Here is a 19,210-nt window from a genome sequence, read left to right on the forward strand (position 1 = left end):
TGTAAAATGTCAACAAAGAAAAGAATTTTATTTATTGCAAACGAAATGTCGCCGTATTTAGAGCTTACTGATTTTGCAGAAATAATAAACAAGCTGGCGGTAAAATCGAACGATACTGGTATGGAAGTGAGGTGTATTATGCCCCGTTTTGGTATAATAAATGAAAGAAGGCACCGGCTGCATGAAGTGGTTCGTTTATCGGGAATAAATGTTTCTATTGACAATGATGATTATCCTTTAATGATTAAAGTAGCCAGTTTACCCAACGCCAGGCTGCAAATTTATTTTTTAGATAACGAAGATTATTTTAAACGTAAGTCTGTTTTTACCGACGAAAAAGAAAAGTGGTTTGATGATAATGGATTAAGGACGGTGTTGTTTTGCAAAGGTGCGCTGGAAACGGTTAAAAAATTTGGATGGCCTCCAGACATTATTCATTGCAGCGGCTGGATGACAGGGCTAATACCCATGTTTATTAAAAATGCGTATAAAAAAGAGCCTGTTTTTGGTAACTGTAAAGTTGTTTATACCATTGGCGAAAATACTTTTAAAGAAAAATTAGGTGCCGACTTTTTAAAATTAGCTACCATAAACGATTATGTAACTAAAAAAGAACTGGAACCTTTTAAAGATATAAACAACGTGGCTATGTTCAGGGGTGGTGCAACTTTTGCAGATGCTGTAACTTTTGGTACTGATAAAGCCGATAAAAAATTGGTGGAAGAATTTTCTAAAGTGAAAGGAAAAAAAATAGTGAAATATAATGCCGAAGGTGATTTAACAGACTATTTGCAATTATATACCGACCTTGCCAAGTAGAAAAAACTAACACATTTTATTAAAATTATTTCTGTGCAAAAACGTATTCTTTCAATAGCATTTATTGCTTTTTTATTTTCTATAATTTTTATTAGTTGCAGCAAATTAGATACTACTGATATTGGCAGCGATCTTTTACCTGCGGTGGATAATGTAAATACTTTTGAAGAGATACTTACCATTAATGCCACCCAGGGCATATTTAATCCGGATACAACAAAAGTTGGTCTTTCAGATGATCAGGTATTAGGTAAAATAAATAACGATCCCCTGTTTGGAACTACAACTGCAAATGTTTACGCACAGTTTAAACCTACATTCTATCCCTTTTACTACAATATTCCAAAGGATTCATTAATAGGTTTTGATTCGGTTGTGCTATGCCTTAGTTATAAAGGAAGCTGGGGCGATACTATGTTACCTATAGATTTGCAAGTAAGAGAAATTCCTTACAATGTTGGCAATAATGGATTGTGGGATTCTGTTGCTCCCAAAACTATTAACTATGCACCGGCCACGGGCACTTTAATTGGCAGCACACAGGTTGATATACCCAGCCTTGGCGGTTATAAAATTTATGCCAATCATAAAGATTCAGTAAAAAATCAAATCAGGATAAAATTAACAACCCAATTTGCAACTAGACTTTTTGCATTAGATACACTTGTTGCAGGTAATAACAGCTTTAGAACCGATTCTTTATTTAGGGCATATACAAATGGCGTAGCCATTATAGCCAGTGGTGGCGGCAACAGTTTACTTTATACCAACTTAACCGATTCATCATCTAAAATAGAAATTCATTACAGAAAAAAAAATGGAGCTACTGTTGATACTACTTTTACTGCTCTTAAAATATCTACGGCAACTGCAGCAACACCAACTTCTTCCAGCGCAAATAATATTATCCGTAATCGTTCCGGCTTTCCTGTTTCATCGCCTGGGCCGGATGAAATTTATTTACAAACTACACCCGGCACTTATGCTAATTTAAATATTCCTTCTTTATCTACAATATCAAACAGAATAATACACAGGGCTGAACTTATTATAGAACAAATACCTGATCTTATAAGCAGCCCACTACTTACACCACCTAACTACTTATATCTAGAGCTAAAAGATACTACTCCCGGAGGATTAGAAATATGGAAACCAATTTATTTTGATTTAAATCCAAATACAGGTTATAATCCCGATAACAGTGCTTTATTTTATCCGGGAACGATAGACTTTTTATACTTTGGAGGTTATGTAAGAACTAAAACTGTGGCTGCAAACGAAATAAAGTATTACAATTTTAATATTACCCGTTATGTACAGCAAATTGTAACCAAGCATACCACTAATTATACTTTAAGATTAACGGCGCCATATGATTTAGTTTATCCGCAATACAAATCTGTAATTGCATACAATAACAGGTTGGCCAATGGCAGAATTAGAGTGGGAAGTGGTACTAACGCCAATTATAAAATGCGTTTGCGCTTAGTTTATTCAAAAATTTAAAATAATTTTATTAAGATAAGTGTATAAGTCCGCCAAAAGCCCTGGCGGACTTTGTTGTTTAAGTGCTGTACCCTTATCTTTGCAATCTTAAAAAAAAAATAATATGCCATATTTGTTTACATCAGAGTCTGTAAGTGAAGGACATCCTGATAAAGTTGCTGACCAAATCAGTGATGCTTTAATTGATAATTTTTTAGCTTTCGATCCGCAAAGTAAAGTGGCTTGCGAAACACTGGTAACAACCGGACAGGTTGTATTAGCAGGCGAAGTAAAAAGTAAAGCTTACTTAGATGTACAGGAAATTGCCCGTGGTGTTATCCGCAAAATCGGGTACACTAAAAGTGAGTATATGTTTGAGGCAAACAGTTGCGGTATCTTATCTGCAATACATGAGCAATCAAGCGATATTAACCAGGGTGTAGATAAAAAGAAAAAAGAAGAGCAGGGTGCAGGCGACCAGGGAATGATGTTTGGTTATGCAACTAACGAAACTGAGCATTACATGCCCATGGCATTAGATCTTGCTCATAATTTATTAATAGAACTAGCAGCTATACGCCGGGAGAAAAATTCTAAAATGCCTTACCTGCGCCCCGATGCAAAAAGCCAGGTAACATTAGAATACAATGATAAGAACGAGCCTGTGCGTATTGACGCCATCGTAATATCAACCCAGCATGATGATTTTGACAGCGAAGCAAAAATGCTTGCAAAAATTAAAGCTGATGTTATAAATATTTTAATACCAAGAATTAAGACAAGGTATAAGAAATACGCTAAGTTGTTTAATGCAGATATTACTTATCACATTAACCCAACTGGTAAATTTGTAATTGGCGGGCCGCATGGCGATACCGGTTTAACTGGCCGTAAAATTATTGTAGATACTTACGGTGGTAAAGGTGCACACGGTGGTGGAGCTTTTAGTGGTAAAGATCCAAGTAAAGTTGACCGTTCTGCTGCTTATGCTACAAGGCATATTGCAAAAAATTTAGTAGCTGCCGGTTTGTGCAGCGAAGTGTTGGTGCAGGTTTCTTATGCTATTGGTGTTGCAAAACCTACCAGCATTAATGTAAATACTTACGGCACAGCTGCTGTACAATTAACAGATGGTCAAATCAGCAAGATAGTAGAAGGCGTTTTTGATATGCGTCCTTACTTTATTGAGCAGCGCTTAAAATTGCGTAACCCAATTTACAGCGAAACTGCAGCTTATGGCCACATGGGCCGTGTACCGCAGGTAGTTGAAAAAACTTTCACTTCTCCTGATGGGAAAAAAGTAACCAAAAAAGTAGAATTGTTTACCTGGGAAAAATTAGATTATGTAAATAAAGTAAAGAAAGCTTTTGGAATATAATCAAAGCCCCTAAATCCTCTGAAGGGGAAATGGAGAAAATTATGTTTTATTAAGAGTATAAAAAAGAGGCTGAATTTATTTTCGGCCTCTTTCATTTTTTGGTGGTTCCTTAATTATTTTTATTTACTTCTACTTTACTTTTGGGCAGTTGTTGTTTTTCCTGGATAGCTTTTACTTTTTCAGAAAATGTTTTGGTTAAGGTTACATTTTTTTCTTCTGCCTTTTTTATATCTGCCTGTAACCCCAGCACCCTTTGTTCCTGCAGGTTAGATGGTTTTACTTCCTGGTAACAAACAGAAGTGTACAAGTTGGTAATGTTTTCCCTTATTCTTTCTTCATCTGCAAATATAGATGCCTGTTTAGTGCCCATTAAAGTGCCCCGTAAAGTTTCTAACGAATCGTAGTACTGCTGAACTACTTTTTTCTCTTTGGGATTCTGCATTTTTTCCATCAGCAGTTTTAGGTTTTTTTGTTTGCCACTTATATCTGCGGCTAATGCTGCCAGTTGTTCATGCATATTGTACAATTTCATAGCGGTTGCATATTGTACTTCACGGTCGGCCAAAGTGTAATCAGGTTTTTCTTCTGCTTTTAATTCTAATTTACTGTCGTACACTTTATCTGCAACTTTAACTTTTACTGTATATTCTCCCGGTAAAACCATGGGTGCGGTAAAGCCGCTAAAGTCGGGTTTTGATCCACCGCTAGCAACTTTTGGTGGTGTGGTACGCATATTCCAGTACACTACGTTTATACCTTTTCGCTTTGTGCCCGGCATTGTTTGCAATAATTTTCCCTGCTTATCATACACTTCAATTTTTACATCACCGGTATTTAAACGGTCTCTAAAATAATATTTAATAGGAGCCTGCTGCGGTGTATTGTTGGCACTCCAGCCTTCGCTTTGTGTACCCACCGTTTGATATTTACCCATTGTTAAATTAATGGGTTTACTTTCAAAAATATAAGCTTCTTTGCTGGCCATATCATTTGTCATGTTTCGCATGGCTGTAATATTGTCAACAATTAAAATTCCCCTGCCATGTGTACCAATAATTAAATCGTTAGTAGCGGGGTGAATTTGAATATCTCTTACCATTGCTTTCCATGGGATATTGTTTTTCATGCGGAACCATTTTTTACCGCCATCTAATGTGGCATACAAACCCATTTCTGTAGCAAGAAATAATAAATCTTTATTTACATTATCTTCTTTTATTTTATGAGCAAAAGAATTAAACTCTTCGCTGGCAAATTTTGTAAAGGTTTTACCCATATCGGTTGATTTACCGGCATAGGTTTTATGGTCGCCATACATGTGATTTTCCCAGGTAACATACACGGTATTTTTATCAAACTTACTGGGCTCAATACTGCTTACCCAGCTTTGTGGTGCAATGCCTGCTGTGGCATAATTTTTTGCAACATTGGTCCAGTTTTTTCCACCATCGGTGGTGTATTGCAAATTACCATCATCGGTACCTGCCCAAATAATATTTTCATCTAAAGGCGATTCTGCAATAGTAAAAATAGTACAGTGATTTTCTGCAGACGTATTATCAGCACTCATTCCTCCCGATTTTTCCTGCTCCTGTTTCTTTTTATCATTAGTGGTTAAATCAGGCGAAATTTTTTGCCAGCTTCTGCCTTGTGCAGTTGATTTGTATAAATACTGCGAAGCAACATAAAGGTTGTTTTTATTTTTGCTGCCAATTACAATAGGAGTGTTCCAGTTAAAACGCAGTTTTTCTTCTCCTAAAGCCTGTTGGGGCTGTATATCGTACGATGTGCCATCTTTTGTATTAACCCTGTTAACATGGCCGCCCTGGTATTCTGCATATACAATTGATTCGTCAACACCATCGGGTTGTACCCAAAATCCATCGCCGCCAAATAAAAATTTCCAGTCAGCATTTTTTATTCCGAATGCCGCCTGGCTTGGTGCCATCCAGCTGCCGTTATCCTGTAAACCGCCATATACATTGTATGGTTCTTTATTATCAAAAGCAACATGATAAAATTGCGGCACAGGCAATGAGGCTAATAAAAGCCACGAAGCACCCCTGTCGGTACTCATGTACACACCGCCGTCAGTACCCAAATACATTTGATTGGTGTATTGCGGATTTATCCATAAAGCATGATGATCCGCATGCACTGTAAATCCACCATCTGCAAATGAAAGGCCACCATCGTCGCTGTAACTAAAACCAAAACCGGGGCGGTACACCCTTTTGGCATCTTTAGGATCTATAACCAAACACGAAAAATAAAATGGACGTGATACCACATTTACAATAGCGCTTTGATTTTTCCAGGTAGCGCCTGCATCATTACTAATAAATAATCCTGTTTTTTCTGCTTCTACAATTGCAATTAATTTGTTGGGTTCAGATGGTGCTAATGCTAAGGCCGCTCTTCCAAAAGGTTTTGCCGGAAGGCCACTACTTAATGTATTCCATGTTTTTCCACCATCGGTACTTTTATACATTCCACTGCCGTTGCCACCTGAATTAAAAGAGTAGGGTGTACGCCTGAACTCCCAGGTGCTGGCATAAATTGTTTCAGGGTTTACAGGGTCAATAACAGCATCGGCACAACCCGTTTTTTCATTGATGTATAAAATTTTCTCAAAAGTTTTTCCGGCATCAGACGATTTGTATAAACCACGATGCTTACTGTCGCTCCATAACGGCCCCGGGCAGGCTACATAAATAATGTTTGAATTTTTTGGATTGACGATTACTTTACTGATGTGTTCAGTACTGTCAAATCCCGGAATCCTGCTCCAGTTATCGCCACCATCAGTTGTTTTAAATAAACCATCACCAACGGAAACGGTATTTCTCATATTGCTTTCGCCAGTGCCCACATAAATTGTTTTAGGGTTTTGCTGATCAATTGCTAATGCGCCAATTGACTGGCAATATTTATCAAAAACAGAAGTAAAAGAAACACCTGCATTGGTGGTTTTCCAAACACCGCCGCCTGCAGTGCCAATGTATAAAGTACGTGGTTCGTTATTTACACCTTCAATTGCCGATATTCGTCCACCCGTAACTGCCGGGCCTAATTGCCGGGCCTGCATCATACCAAATGTAGCAGAACTTATTTGAGCATTTATGGTAATGCAGTTTATTAAAAACAACACTGCAAAAATTATTTTCTTCATAAAATTTATTTATAGTTTAGGAACTTTATTTTTTTGTAGAGAACAGTTTATCATCTAAAGGAATATTTATTTCAATAGTATCAAAAGTTAAATTGTCTATTGTATAAGCGTAAAGAATACCTTCTTTGGTCTTTTTAAAATTGTAGTAATTAGAGGTATTGGTAAACTCCTGGCCATTGCTTACGCCTTTAGCCGTAGTGCGTATGATATAATAAGTATCAGGGTCAATAAAATAAAAAATAGTTTTGCCATTTTTTAAATTTACCCTCAGTTGTATGGCATCTACGCCATCAATATCTTCATTCTCCATTAACTCTACCGTGTGGCCTTTGGCTTTGTAATTTAAAAGCGAGCCTTCCAAATCCAATTCATCACTGGAAAGTTTTATGTCTTCTGCGGTCATACGTTCGGGAGTCGTCATGCCGCCAAAAGGACTAAAATTAAAACCGGAATCTTTAGTGATGATCTGGTAACCGGTTAACCCGTTAAAAGAAAAATCTGTTCGCTCTGATAAGTTGTGAACAGCATAATAATTTACGGGGTATTTAACACCCTGGGATTCGCCATTACCCATTTTTTTTATGGTCTTTACACTCATCAACTTTTCTTTACCACCCATGGTTTCAATCACCTTCTCTAAAATATTATCTAATTTATTTTGCGTAAAAGCTGTTGTGCAAAGTGCAGCCAGCAGTAATAGAAAAACTGTTTTCTTCATAACGTTAAGTTTGTTTATTGTTAAGGGTTTAAATGTAAAGAAAGATAGCCAATATACATAGCACCGTTATAAAATAGTGGAAGAGCGGTTAATTTGTATTTTAAAAGCAACACTAATCAATATAAACTAACAGCAATTCTGTTTTCTTTGTTTAAAAAAACAGACCTTTGCAGCAAAATAATAAAGTGAGACCTTTTAAACATCAGCAGCAGCGGCCCAAAAAAAGCAGCTTGGTAGTAGGAAGAAAAGCCATAATTGAAGCCCTGCAAACCGGTAAACAATTAGAGCGTATTTATATGCAAACCACAGTGCATGGCGAAGTAATTGACGAAATAAAAACTTTAGCAGAAAATAATTTAGTGCCTATAAATAAAGTGCCTGTTGAAAAACTCAACAACTTTAATGTAAGCAATCACGAAGGGTGTGTTGCTTTAATCTCTAAAATACAATACCAAGACCTGCAGGATGTGATTTCTTTTATTGTTGATAAAGGGGAGATGCCGTTATTTTTAATTTTAGATGGCATAACCGACATCAGAAATATTGGCGGCATTGCCCGTAGCGCTTTTTGCTTTGGTGTAAATGCCATAATTATTCCTGACAAAGGAGTGGGGGCTTTAAATGAAGATGCCATTACTACATCGGCCGGTGCATTGGAGCAAATGGCAGTTTGCCGTGTCAGCAGTTTAATGAAAACAGTTGATGACCTGCACATGAATGGCATTAAAGTTTATGCCAGCGAAATGAAGGCCGAAAAAAATATCAGCGATATTAATTTAAAAGAACCTGCTGCAATAATTATGGGCAGCGAAGACAAAGGAATTTATCCTGCATTAATGAAAATTTGTGATGCACAATTCAAAATACCCATGGCGGGGGATTTTGAAAGTTTAAATGTGAGTGTAGCTACTGGGATAATTTTGTATGAGGTGAGTAAGCAACGTACTACTTAAGTTCCCCAATTTATCAAAGGCATTTTTCTTTTACTGTTTACATTCCACAAACCAATTTGTAAACCTTTTAAATATTTGCAGGAATTAATAAGTCCAATTTGCAAGCCTGTGCATTTTACAGCCGTATTTCTTATCCCTCCAACAGAAATCCCTTTTACTGATTGAAAATGGTTAAACCCTCCGCTAATAAATATTCCATTGGCAGTATTGCTTTCGCAGATGCCTCCATTTATAAATAAACCATTTAGTTTTTTCCCATACATAATTCCACCACCACTTATGCCTAATCCATTTATCGATATTTTTCCATCGGTACTTAATGTATCTGAAAGTACTTTAACATTTGCTGCATCAAAAAAGTGAAATGCACTGAACATTGCAATGAACATTGAACCCACATCTGCATTTATATTTATTCCATTTACCTGTATTTTTTTCCCATTTATGTTACCAGTATGTACACCTAATGAGATGCCATTAACTTTATTAGCATTAAAAGGTAAAAACCAAATAAAATTTCTTTGGTATAAAATGGTATCCTGCTTTGCAATTACTGTAGGAATAACCTCATCCTGTATAATGCTTTTACTTTTTAAAGTATCAATTGGTTCGTAAAGCGGATCAATACCCTGCAGGGTGATGTAAGGCTTTATCAAATATCTTATTGAATAAATCGTGTCAGTTAATGTATCTGCAACCATCCGTTTTGCAAGCGTATCTATTATAAATTCAAAACTGTAATTTCTTAAATGAATATTGCTGTAAAGCCCCATAATTCTGTCACCTAAAAGTCTTATCTTTTTTATTGCTACAGGAGAAACAGTTAATGTATCAAAAACCTCCCGATACATTACTGCTGTTTGCCTGTTTATATGAGTTGTAAATACAATACTGTCCTTTTTAATTTTTACAATTCCTGCATTATACACCATATCGTTTTTCAGTACAATATCATAAATACAATTTTCATAAAGGTAAAATCCTTTTTTGCCTGGTTGATAATCATCTTTTCCGGGATTGAATGCCGAGCCATTTCTCTTAAATTTTAAAACCCATGCAGTATCTGTTTGAGCCTGAATGTTTACGCAACAGCATGATAAAACAATAACTGAAAGAATATACCTGGAATGATTTATTTTTTTCATTGCAGAGCATTAAAATAGTAAAAGACTTAATAGCATAAGTATGTACAAGCGGTTTCTGTTTTTTATTTTTAAATACATCAGTTAGTTATTATTATTTGCAGATGGGTTGTTGGTTACTACTTCTAATTGCGCAATTTTCTTCTCTTGTTTTCGCTTTCCTTTTTCCAGCGCCAGGTAATTTCGGCTGCGGATATTTATATTTCCTTTCCTGTCTAGTGCCACTGTATTTATGCTCAGCATTTCATCAGTAGAATAATTATATTTTTTCCAGTTGCCTAAATAATTCCATACCGGGGCCCATACTGCTTTTTTATATTTTTTTCCCCAGGGATAACCGGCAAAAGCAAAATTGTTAGCAAAAATGCCAGGCTTATTCATCACCCAACTTTCACTGCCATAAATTGTACTGTGAGTAAAAATTTTTCCTAAACCGATCATTAAAGAATCGCCATTCATTCTTCCTGCAGGTGCAAATTCGTTTCCCGGAAAATCGAATGTGGCACCACCGTAACAACTGCCAATACCAATACTTGTACCACTATCGCAATAAACATTCAACTGTCGCAACCATTGAGTGGCATTAGTATCGGTAATATTTTTAAAACTAAATTCTTTATCGCCTACATGAAAAGATGAGTAACCTTGTTTGTATAATCCATGACTGTCGAACCATAACGAACCAATTTTAGCATTATGCTCCTCTAAAATATTTTTCATCTTTATTACAGCTTCCTCATCTGACGTTACGGCGAGGTAATGAAATTTTTTACCGGTAACATCATGCACATATGCCTGCGCCTTAACAAATACAGAAGAAAAATGAAAGCCTTTATCTTTACCGGTAATATAAAAATTGTGAATTTCCTGCTGTGCAATTGCAGTGAGTATTAAAAACGCAGATAACAGTGTAGCTGATAATTTTTTCATAATGCTGATTTTATTTCATTGTAAAACTATCAGCAACTGAAGCAGATTCATAATTGATATACAGGAAGAAAAAGTATATTGAAGTGTTTATTAATAAAGAAGAGTGCAAACCATTGTAGAAAAATGATATTCCATTTTGGTAGATGAATTTTGAAAATAAAATGCATTTTACCGTAAACAAAGTTTTATAATTACGGAAAAGCCGTAAATTTATTTTATCATGCCAGAGAGAAACCTGCAAAAAGAATTATTCAATTATATAAAAGATGGCTTGCCGCCTCATATTTCGCTGGTAGATACACTAGCCGAACTGCTGGATATTAGTTATGATAGTGTGTACAGAAGAATACGTGGAGAAAAACCTATTACCTTAAATGAATTGAAATTACTTTGCGAAAAATTTAATCTTTCGTTAGACCAGATGCTGCAGTTAAAAAGTAACAATATTCTTTTTACTGATCCGGAGCAGGATGCAAGCCCTAAATTTTTTAAACAGTACATGGAAGGTTTGGTGCAGTTATTAAACAGCTTTAAACCATTCACAAAAAGAGAAATGTTATACCTCAGTAAGGACGTTCCCATCTTTCATTTTTTTTATTACAAAGAATTAACAGCCTTTAAAGCATTTTTTTGGGATAAGAGTATTTTAAACAATCCGGATTATGATGGAAAAACGTTTAGTTTAAAAAATTATGATATTGTAGAATCGTTTGCAACAGGGCAAAAAATTTTACAGGAGTATAACGATATACCTTCATCTGAATTATGGAATTACGAAAGCATTAACAGCACCATTTTACAAATTGAATATTACCGTGATGCAGGTATTTTTGAAACTAAAGAAGACCTGAATACTGTTGTGGACAGTTGCGATGCCATGCTGCAGCATTTACAAAAGCAGGCAGAAAAAGGCGTGAAGTTTTTACCCGGCGCCGGAGAAGCAGGCTATAAAGCACCATTGAAATTATACATCAACGAAATTATTTTAGGTAATAACAGTATAATGGTAGAGCTTGATGGCCACCGCACTTCTTTTATTAATTACATTGTATTAAAGTACATCAGCAGCAGCGATAAAACATTTACCGAAAAAACATTTAATAATTTTAATAACCTTGTAAGCCGTTCGGTAATGATAAGTGGAACCGGAGAAAAAGAAAGAAACAAATTTTTTAAAACTTTAAGAGAGAGGGTACAGGCATGCAAAAAATAAAACTTATAGAATGCCCCCGTGATGCCATGCAGGGCTGGAAACATTTTATACCCACAGCAAAAAAGATCGAATACATCAATGCATTATTAAAAGTTGGTTTTGATACGATTGACTTTGGCAGTTTTGTAAGCCCGAAAGCAATACCGCAAATGGCTGATACAAGCCAGGTAATTGGTAATTTGGATTTGGGAAGCAGCACTTCAAAGTTGTTAGCCATTATTGCAAATGAAAGAGGCGCAACAGATGCAGTGGTGTATGACGAAATTACTTATTTAGGTTTTCCATTTTCAGTTTCTGAAACTTTTCAAAAAAGGAATACTAATTCCACCATTGAAGAATCTTTAAACAGGGTAGAAGAGATACAAAATCTTTGTGTAAAAAATAAAAAAGAGCTGGTAGTGTATATTTCTATGGGATTTGGAAATCCTTACGGCGATGCATATAATGAGTCGATTGTTTTTAACTGGGTAGATAAATTGGTGGCGATGGATGTAAAAATAATTTCGCTGGCAGATACAGTTGGGTTAGCTACTGCGGAGCAAGTTAGAAGCGTAACAAAATATTTAGTTGATTCTTTGCCTGATATTGAAATTGGCGTTCACCTGCATTCAACCGCAACCAACTGGAAGGAAAAAGTTGACGCAGCTTTAGATGCAGGTTGCAAAAGATTTGATGGTGCATTAAAAGGCATTGGTGGTTGTCCAATGGCTGACGATGAATTAGTAGGTAATATGGATACAGAATTAATGATACCGTATTTTGAACAATTGCACTTACTTAATAATTTAAATAAAGATGCATTGAACCATTGCAGTGAATTAGCGGCAGCCATATTTATCTAATTGGTGTAATTCGTGTAATTTGTGGCATGGATTTTCATTTAGAGTTTTCTCCAAAGCATTTATCTCAAAAAATTAATCATCAGCATAAATTATTACTGATGGGCAGCTGCTTTACCGAAAACATCGGCGATAAATTGGTAGCACATAAATTTTCTGTACTGCAAAATCCCAATGGCATTTTATTTAACCCTGTTAGTGTAAAAGAGGCTGTTGAAAATTATATTGCTGATAAAGTTATTGATGAAAACGATTTGTTTTATTTAAATGAATCATGGCATAGCTGGCAGCACCATAGCCGTTTTTCTGGTGTTACCAACGAAGATGCGGTTAACAAAATAAATACTTCTACCCAGGCTGCACATCAATATTTAAAAGAAACCCGTTTTATTATTATCACTTTAGGCTCGGCATGGGTGTATGAATTAACGGACAAAGCTGCCAACAAAAAAACAAATACTGTTGCTGCCAACAATCATAAAGCACCGGCAGACTGGTTTAACAGAAGATTATTAAGTAACGAAGAAGTTATTCATGAAATAGAAAGCATTGTTTCTCAATTGCAAAATTTTAATCCGCATATAAAAATAATTTTTACCATTAGCCCGGTAAGGCATTTAAGGGAAGGGTTGGTAGAAAATAACCGCAGCAAAGCGGCGTTGATAAATGCGGTGCATGCGGCCATAGAAACATTTGAAAATGTATTTTATTTTCCTGCGTACGAATTGGTAATTGATGATTTAAGGGATTACCGTTTTTATGCAGAAGATATGGTGCATCCTAATTATGCCGCCACCAATTATGTGTGGGAAAAATTTATACTCACTTGTATTGATGAGCCATCGCAGCAATTAATGCAAGAAATAAATGAGATCAATGCGGCAATAAATCATAAACCTTTTAACAACAGCTCAATGGCACATAAGTCATTTAAAAATAAGTACCTGGAATTATGTACAGCCATGCAGCAAAAATACTCTTATATGAATCTGTCAGATGAAATTAAATTTTTTACTGAATGAAAATTTTTTTGGTGCTTTTGTTTTGTATTATTTGGAGTAACTCCTTTTCACAAGAAAGACAAAGTAATTTTAATAGTCGGATGTACACTTCACCAGCGAAATATATTTCCTTCAATCCTTTAGGCTTGTTAGAACCTCAAACTGCAATATGCATGGGTGTTGGTACACGTTTTTCTGAAAGGAGTGAGTTTTTTACTGAAATCGCCTATCTGGGCAGAAATCGTGTATATAAATATCATGAACTTGTTTTTTATCACGGGTTTAGATTTTTAGCCCAATACCGCTATCATTTTTTGCAGCAATGGCGACCCATAATTAACTTAGGCCGTATTACTGAGTATCAAAGAAAAAGAAGGCAAAAAAATCAATTCTTTATTGGAGTAGAATTTCGTTTTAAACCCGTTCAATTCTCTGCTTACAATAACTTTGAAAATAAAGTGACAGCAGATACCTTAAATAAATTTAAGTATAAAGCATCAACACAGTCTATAGGTGGGGCAATTCTTTTGGGTGAAACATTTAATTTAAGTAAAAATGGTAATTGGTTTCTGGAGTTTACAATAGGTATTGGAGCTAAACACAAATTTGTAAAATATAAGAATTTGCCGCAAGGGTATTCAGTTGTACCAAAACAGCCACTTGAATGGAATTTTGTACCAGACATTGACGAATCAATTGGTATGCCTTACATACCATCTACTTTTCGCTTGAGGTATATCATCCGTTAATGTATCCTGTCACCCCGTATCTCTGCACTTTCCATCACACCTTTTTCAAATTGCAACCATTCATTCCAGCGCTTTCTTACTTTTTCTTTGGGTAAATATAATTCGGCAAGGTTTATAAATAAAGTATAATGCCCGGCTTCACTCTCCATAAATTTTCTGTAAAAATTACGCATATACTCATCGTCTAAGCCTTCACTTAATCTTTTAAAACGTTCGCAACTTCTTGCTTCAATCAATGCCATAGTTAAAAGTCGGTCTAACAAACGGTCTTCTACACTGCCATCTTTTTTTTGAAACTCCAGCAGCTTATTTACATAAACGTCTTTGCGTTGTTTGCCCAAATGCAAATTTCTTTTTTTAAGTTCTGCCAGCACCATTCTAAAATGTCCCCATTCTTCGGTAACTATCGGCGAAAGTTCTTCCACCATTTCCAGCCTGTCGGGGTAGCGCTGTATTAAAGAAATGCAGGTAGTGGCAGCTTTTTGTTCGCAGTATGCATGATCGGTTAAAATTTCTTCGAGTTCTATTTCGGCAAGGTTAACCCAGCGTGGGTCTGTGGGTAATTTTAAACCTAAAATATTTTTGATGTCAGTAGATAGTTGCTCCATTGGTACAAAAATAAAAAAGCAAGCTCAAATAAGTTCAAACTGTTTTATCCATTTACAGAATAGTAAGGCCAAATCGGTAAAAAAGGGCCATTCATCGAAACAATGCTGCTTTTGAACGAATAGAAATAAAAATGGAGCAAATGCGGTGCATCTTTGTGTTGTAATTAACCAGTTAAGTATTTAAAGATCCAGATATCCAACAGAAGAATTGAAACAAAGAAAACAAAAACATTTTTAATCAACCAAGCCAAACCCAATTCCTAAGAAACCCAACCAATCCAACAATCAGCAAAACCACCTCAATTAAAAATTAAACCCAAGATTGAATGAATTAAGTTTTTTACAAGTTTTAAAGTTCAAAAAAAATGTCCCACTTAGCCGGGACATTTTTTATTTATTGATAGAAATTATTATTGCTTTGTAACTGAAAACATTCCTGCGCCAATTGTGCTGCTGCCAACACCAATTGTACCATCCAAAGTATTTACACTTGCAGAATATTTTGCCGCTAAAGAATAAGTACCGGTGTAAGTGGCTCCCGGCATATAGGTAAAGTTTGCCTTTACACTGTCGCCAACCAGGCTCCAGTTACCATTGGCAACATCCGGGGTGGTAGCGTTAAATTCATTAATAACAACACTGCCACCACTTTTAAAGTTTATAGAAAAATAATGAGATGGCCCACCCACACCGCTTCGGTTACCTACCCAATTGCCTTCGGGTGTATTGGCTGCAACTGTTGTATCACTTTTACTGCAGGATATTGCAAATAGTGTTATAGTTAAACACGATAGCGCATAAAAAAGATTTTTTTTCATAACTGTTATTTTTATTTCAAAATATAATACCGGTAAAACAAAATTTATGCTACAATGCTGTTTTGAACTCAATTTTCTAAAAAAATAATTTTAATTGGTTTCTTTTAAGATAATATTGGCTTAAACAAAGCCACTGTTTTAAATTCGGGGAAATTATTGCACAATTTTCTATTTTACCCTTAGCTAACCGTTACTTCAGGTATTTTCTATTGCTAAATTATTTTCATTAATTTACAGCGCATTAAAACTAATTTATGAGGATTGCTCCATTCATTATTACCGCTGTAATTACAACAGGGTTGGTAGTTGTTTTAAATACAAGATTAACCATAGGAGGCAAAGAAGCCCCGGCATTCGGAAGTTTTTTCAGCCCACAGCATGGCTTTTGGCAAAATGCCGAAAATGCGAATAAAGATTTTACAACTGATCTAAAATTTCCTGATTTAAAAGGTAAAGTAAATGTGTATTTAGACGACCGCCTGGTGCCGCACATTTTTGCCGATGAAGAAAATGATGCTTATTTTGTACAGGGTTTTTTGCATGCAAAGTTCCGTTTATGGCAAATGGAATTACAAACTTTTGCAGCAGCAGGAAGAGCCAGTGAAATTCTGGGAGAAAAAGGATTAAACCACGACAGGGAATTTAGAAGATTAGGAATGGTGTATGCTGCAGAAATTGCAGAAAAAGAAGCCGATAAAGATCCTGTAATAAAAGCCGAATGCGATGCCTACACAGCCGGTGTAAATGCATACATATCTTCCTTAACCGAAAGCAGTTTGCCTTTAGAATATAAATTGATCGGCTACAAACCTGAGCGGTGGAGCAATTTAAAAACTTCTTTGTTTTTAAAATACATGAGTTACGATTTAGCCGGGCACGAAGATGATATTGAAATGACCAATGCAAAAAGTTTTTTTAGTGCCGATGATTTTTTAAAATTATTTCCTGCTTTGCAGGATTCTTTAGACCCGATAATTCCGAAAGGCACTCCATTTCCGGTACAAAAAATATTTCCTAAAGCTCCTGCAAATGTTGATTCGGCTTATTTAAACACAAAAGATATTGCTGTTAGCGAAAGCGAAAAACCCGACAGGGATAATGGCAGCAACAACTGGGCTGTTAGCGGTAGCAAAACAAAAAATGGCGCACCAATTTTATGCAACGATCCACATTTGGGTTTAAATCTTCCATCGCTTTGGTACGAAGTGCAAATATCTACACCATCATTTAATGCTTATGGCGTTTCTTTTCCCGGTGCACCGGGAGTAGTTATTGGATATAACGATAGCTGTGCATTTGGTTTTACCAATGGTGGAAGAGATGTAAGGGATTATTACGAAATACAATTTAAAGATGATACCCGAAAAGAGTATTTATTTAACGGCACGTATCACACCACAAAATTCAGAATTGATACCATTAAAATAAAAGGTAAACCCAATTTTATTGATTCGGTAGCGTATGTACAATTGGGCAGCAACTGGTGCCCTGTAATGTTTGATAAAACTTACAGCGGTAACAGAACCACCAACAATAAAAATTATGCCGTAAGATGGACAGCACATGACCCCAGCAATGAACTTAAAATTTTTAACATGCTGAACCATGCAAAAAATTATGCTGATTATGCTGCTGCAGTAACTAACCTGCATACACCGGGACAAAATTGTGCCTTTGCCTGTAAGAATGGCGACATAGCCTTACGTACACAGGGCGACTGGCCTGCAAAATGGAAAGGCCAGGGAGATTATGTAATGCCGGGAACGGATACCAGCTATTTATGGCAGGGCATGATTCCGCAGGATGAAGTGCCTTTTCAATACAACCCGGAAAGAGGTTTTATAAGCAGTGCCAACCAAAAGCCAGTTGACGAAACTTATCCGTATTATTTGGGAAGAAATTATCCCCTATACCGTGGTTATGAAATTAATAAGCGGTTAACAGCAATGAGTAATATTACACCGCAGGATATGATGGCTCTGCAAACAGATAATTACAATGCACCGGCAGCAATGTTGATGCCTTTGTTTTTAAAAAGCATAAAAGAAAATGAATTGAACAGCGATGAAAAAAAATACCTTGATCTTTTAAAGAACTGGAATTTTAGAAACGATGTGGGATCGCAGGGTGCAACAGTGTTTGAATTGTTGTGGAATAATTTTCAGCATACTGTTGTTGATGATGAATATTTAAAAGCGCCAAAAATTATTATGCATCCGTTTGAAAGCAGTTTACTGGAAGGTATTTTAAAAGATTCTGCCTATAAATTTTTAGATGATGTTACCACGCCGCAAATTGAAACTATGGCCGATGATATAACTGCAGCATTGAAAAAAACTACACTGGCATTAAAGAAAGCAGAAATTGAAGGAAGGTTAAATTGGGATAAATACAAATCAACGCATGTAGATCATTTGGCAAAGCTGCCATCATTCAGCAGAACGAATTTACCCATTGGTGGCGGCGTACATAATATTAATGCTACAAAAGAAACACATGGCCCCAGCTGGCGCATGGTGATCAGTCTTACTAAACAAACCGAAGCTTATGGCGTTTACCCCGGCGGACAAAGTGGCAACCCTGGCAGTAAGTACTACGATAATTTTATTGATGAGTGGGCAGCAGGAAAATATTATACGCTCTGGATGATGACAAAAGGAGAGGAGAAAGATAAACGTGTAACAGGAACAATGAGTTTTAGTAAAAATTAATTATTTACCGTTCACCTTGAACATTCAGCAATTCAACAATAAATTATATGAAATTTTTTATCTCCCTAATATTAACAGCCTTATTAAGTTTTGCCGCCTGCCTTTATTTACCCTGGTGGAGTATTGCAGTTGCAGCATTTATTGTAGCAGTTTTAATTCCACAAACTCCGGGTAAAGCTTTTAGCACAGGCTTTTTAGCATTGCTTTTACTATGGGGTGGCTTAAGTTTTTGGATAAGCAGTAATAACGATCATTTACTTGCTCATAAAATTTCCACCCTTATAATAAAAGCTGATAATCCTTATTATTTAATTTTTGCTACGGCTTTTATTGGTGCTTTGGTCGCAGGTTTTGCAGCTTTATGTGGAAGTTTTGTGCATAAAAGACCACAAAAAATTTAGAATATTTTCCTTTTAATAAATTACATTAATTAAATATTTATTTTGTAATTTCATTTTTTTTAAGGATTTTTAATTTTTATTTGTCAATCTCAATGCTATTGAATTTCCGTTAAACCTAATTCCCATAAAAATTATCCTCAAAAAGCTTTTAAGCCAGATTTAAATTTTAAATATATTTAAAGCTATTGTGCCGTTATGGTTAGAATTAAAAAGAAATTTAGCTTTTTAAATGTATCGGAAGTGTGGTTTAAATACAAATTTAGTTTTGCT

The 19,210-nt window shown here is 35.8% G+C and carries 16 protein-coding genes; 10 read left to right on the forward strand and 6 right to left on the reverse strand.

Going from position 1 to position 19,210, the window contains the following annotated elements:
• The first annotated feature begins 6 nt into the window (after positions 1-6).
• From ACY651_RS13475 to metK, 3 genes are all read left to right on the forward strand, one after another.
• On the forward strand, positions 7-819 hold the full coding sequence (locus ACY651_RS13475; protein WP_462253588.1) for a glycogen/starch synthase: 813 nt from the start codon (positions 7-9) through the stop codon (positions 817-819).
• A 33-nt stretch (positions 820-852) separates the two neighbouring features.
• Complete coding sequence (locus ACY651_RS13480) at positions 853-2,328, forward strand: DUF4270 family protein (protein WP_462253590.1); 1,476 nt, start codon at positions 853-855, stop codon at positions 2,326-2,328.
• Positions 2,329-2,431: 103 nt separating this feature from the next.
• Positions 2,432-3,685, forward strand: a complete 1,254-nt coding sequence (metK, locus tag ACY651_RS13485) for a methionine adenosyltransferase (protein ID WP_462253592.1) — start codon at positions 2,432-2,434, stop codon at positions 3,683-3,685.
• A 109-nt stretch (positions 3,686-3,794) separates the two neighbouring features.
• Here metK and ACY651_RS13490 read toward each other — a convergent pair whose 3' ends face one another.
• Both ACY651_RS13490 and ACY651_RS13495 read right to left on the reverse strand, forming a co-directional pair.
• Positions 3,795-6,857 carry a WD40/YVTN/BNR-like repeat-containing protein gene (locus tag ACY651_RS13490; RefSeq protein WP_462253594.1) on the reverse strand — a complete coding sequence of 1,021 codons (3,063 nt, stop codon included), beginning with the start codon at positions 6,855-6,857 and terminating at the stop codon, positions 3,795-3,797.
• 25 nt (positions 6,858-6,882) lie between these two features.
• The gene (locus tag ACY651_RS13495) at positions 6,883-7,575 is read right to left on the reverse strand and encodes a LolA-like protein (protein WP_462253596.1); all 693 of its coding nucleotides are present in this window, start codon (positions 7,573-7,575) and stop codon (positions 6,883-6,885) included.
• A 185-nt stretch (positions 7,576-7,760) separates the two neighbouring features.
• Here ACY651_RS13495 and rlmB point away from each other — a divergent pair, with 185 nt between their 5' ends.
• Positions 7,761-8,528 carry a 23S rRNA (guanosine(2251)-2'-O)-methyltransferase RlmB gene (gene rlmB, locus ACY651_RS13500; protein ID WP_462253598.1) on the forward strand — a complete coding sequence of 256 codons (768 nt, stop codon included), beginning with the start codon at positions 7,761-7,763 and terminating at the stop codon, positions 8,526-8,528.
• Here the strand turns inward: rlmB and ACY651_RS13505 are convergent.
• Together ACY651_RS13505 and ACY651_RS13510 are read right to left on the reverse strand one after the other, a co-directional pair.
• Positions 8,525-9,673, reverse strand: coding sequence for an LA_2272 family surface repeat-containing protein (locus ACY651_RS13505; protein ID WP_462253600.1), 1,149 nt, complete (start codon positions 9,671-9,673; stop codon positions 8,525-8,527). The two genes, rlmB and ACY651_RS13505, sit on opposite strands and share 4 nt — an antisense overlap.
• Positions 9,674-9,754: 81 nt before the next feature.
• Positions 9,755-10,600, reverse strand: coding sequence for a hypothetical protein (locus ACY651_RS13510; RefSeq protein WP_462253602.1), 846 nt, complete (start codon positions 10,598-10,600; stop codon positions 9,755-9,757).
• 220 nt (positions 10,601-10,820) lie between these two features.
• On the opposite strand from ACY651_RS13510, the gene ACY651_RS13515 reads away from it, so the two are divergent.
• The 4 genes from ACY651_RS13515 to ACY651_RS13530 are packed head-to-tail and all read left to right on the forward strand — an operon-like array spanning position 10,821 to position 14,402.
• Positions 10,821-11,813, forward strand: coding sequence for a helix-turn-helix domain-containing protein (locus ACY651_RS13515; protein ID WP_462253604.1), 993 nt, complete (start codon positions 10,821-10,823; stop codon positions 11,811-11,813).
• A complete protein-coding gene (locus ACY651_RS13520; protein ID WP_462253606.1) occupies positions 11,801-12,655 on the forward strand; it encodes a hydroxymethylglutaryl-CoA lyase in 855 nt (284 codons plus the stop codon). The genes ACY651_RS13515 and ACY651_RS13520 overlap by 13 nt, the downstream gene beginning before the upstream one ends.
• Positions 12,656-12,681: 26 nt before the next feature.
• A complete protein-coding gene (locus tag ACY651_RS13525; protein WP_462253608.1) occupies positions 12,682-13,674 on the forward strand; it encodes a GSCFA domain-containing protein in 993 nt (330 codons plus the stop codon).
• A complete protein-coding gene (locus tag ACY651_RS13530) occupies positions 13,671-14,402 on the forward strand; it encodes a hypothetical protein (protein ID WP_462253610.1) in 732 nt (243 codons plus the stop codon). The genes ACY651_RS13525 and ACY651_RS13530 overlap by 4 nt, the downstream gene beginning before the upstream one ends.
• Here the strand turns inward: ACY651_RS13530 and ACY651_RS13535 are convergent.
• Positions 14,399-15,010, reverse strand: coding sequence for a MiaE family protein (locus tag ACY651_RS13535; RefSeq protein ID WP_462253612.1), 612 nt, complete (start codon positions 15,008-15,010; stop codon positions 14,399-14,401). The genes ACY651_RS13530 and ACY651_RS13535 overlap by 4 nt on opposite strands.
• A gap of 410 nt (positions 15,011-15,420) precedes the next feature.
• Positions 15,421-15,828 carry a hypothetical protein gene (locus ACY651_RS13540; protein ID WP_462253614.1) on the reverse strand — a complete coding sequence of 136 codons (408 nt, stop codon included), beginning with the start codon at positions 15,826-15,828 and terminating at the stop codon, positions 15,421-15,423.
• Between the two features lie 254 nt (positions 15,829-16,082).
• Here ACY651_RS13540 and ACY651_RS13545 point away from each other — a divergent pair, with 254 nt between their 5' ends.
• Together ACY651_RS13545 and ACY651_RS13550 are read left to right on the forward strand one after the other, a co-directional pair.
• A complete protein-coding gene (locus ACY651_RS13545; RefSeq protein ID WP_462253616.1) occupies positions 16,083-18,539 on the forward strand; it encodes a penicillin acylase family protein in 2,457 nt (818 codons plus the stop codon).
• Positions 18,540-18,586: 47 nt separating this feature from the next.
• Positions 18,587-18,940: a hypothetical protein gene (locus tag ACY651_RS13550; RefSeq protein WP_462253618.1), complete on the forward strand. Its 354-nt coding sequence runs from the start codon at positions 18,587-18,589 to the stop codon at positions 18,938-18,940.
• Positions 18,941-19,210 lie beyond the last annotated feature (270 nt).

The sequence above is a fragment of the Ferruginibacter sp. genome, assembly GCF_031391665.1.
GTDB lineage: Bacteria > Bacteroidota > Bacteroidia > Chitinophagales > Chitinophagaceae > Ferruginibacter.

Coding starts and splice junctions, on each gene's coding strand:
- ACY651_RS13475 (WP_462253588.1), top strand. CDS start 7: ATGTCAACAAAGAAAAGAATTTTATTTATTGCAAACGAAATGTCGCCG.
- metK (WP_462253592.1), top strand. CDS start 2,432: ATGCCATATTTGTTTACATCAGAGTCTGTAAGTGAAGGACATCCTGAT.
- ACY651_RS13490 (WP_462253594.1), bottom strand. CDS start 6,857: ATGAAGAAAATAATTTTTGCAGTGTTGTTTTTAATAAACTGCATTACC.
- ACY651_RS13495 (WP_462253596.1), bottom strand. CDS start 7,575: ATGAAGAAAACAGTTTTTCTATTACTGCTGGCTGCACTTTGCACAACA.
- ACY651_RS13505 (WP_462253600.1), bottom strand. CDS start 9,673: ATGAAAAAAATAAATCATTCCAGGTATATTCTTTCAGTTATTGTTTTA.
- ACY651_RS13510 (WP_462253602.1), bottom strand. CDS start 10,600: ATGAAAAAATTATCAGCTACACTGTTATCTGCGTTTTTAATACTCACT.
- ACY651_RS13515 (WP_462253604.1), top strand. CDS start 10,821: ATGCCAGAGAGAAACCTGCAAAAAGAATTATTCAATTATATAAAAGAT.
- ACY651_RS13520 (WP_462253606.1), top strand. CDS start 11,801: ATGCAAAAAATAAAACTTATAGAATGCCCCCGTGATGCCATGCAGGGC.
- ACY651_RS13525 (WP_462253608.1), top strand. CDS start 12,682: ATGGATTTTCATTTAGAGTTTTCTCCAAAGCATTTATCTCAAAAAATT.
- ACY651_RS13530 (WP_462253610.1), top strand. CDS start 13,671: ATGAAAATTTTTTTGGTGCTTTTGTTTTGTATTATTTGGAGTAACTCC.
- ACY651_RS13535 (WP_462253612.1), bottom strand. CDS start 15,010: ATGGAGCAACTATCTACTGACATCAAAAATATTTTAGGTTTAAAATTA.
- ACY651_RS13540 (WP_462253614.1), bottom strand. CDS start 15,828: ATGAAAAAAAATCTTTTTTATGCGCTATCGTGTTTAACTATAACACTA.
- ACY651_RS13545 (WP_462253616.1), top strand. CDS start 16,083: ATGAGGATTGCTCCATTCATTATTACCGCTGTAATTACAACAGGGTTG.
- ACY651_RS13550 (WP_462253618.1), top strand. CDS start 18,587: ATGAAATTTTTTATCTCCCTAATATTAACAGCCTTATTAAGTTTTGCC.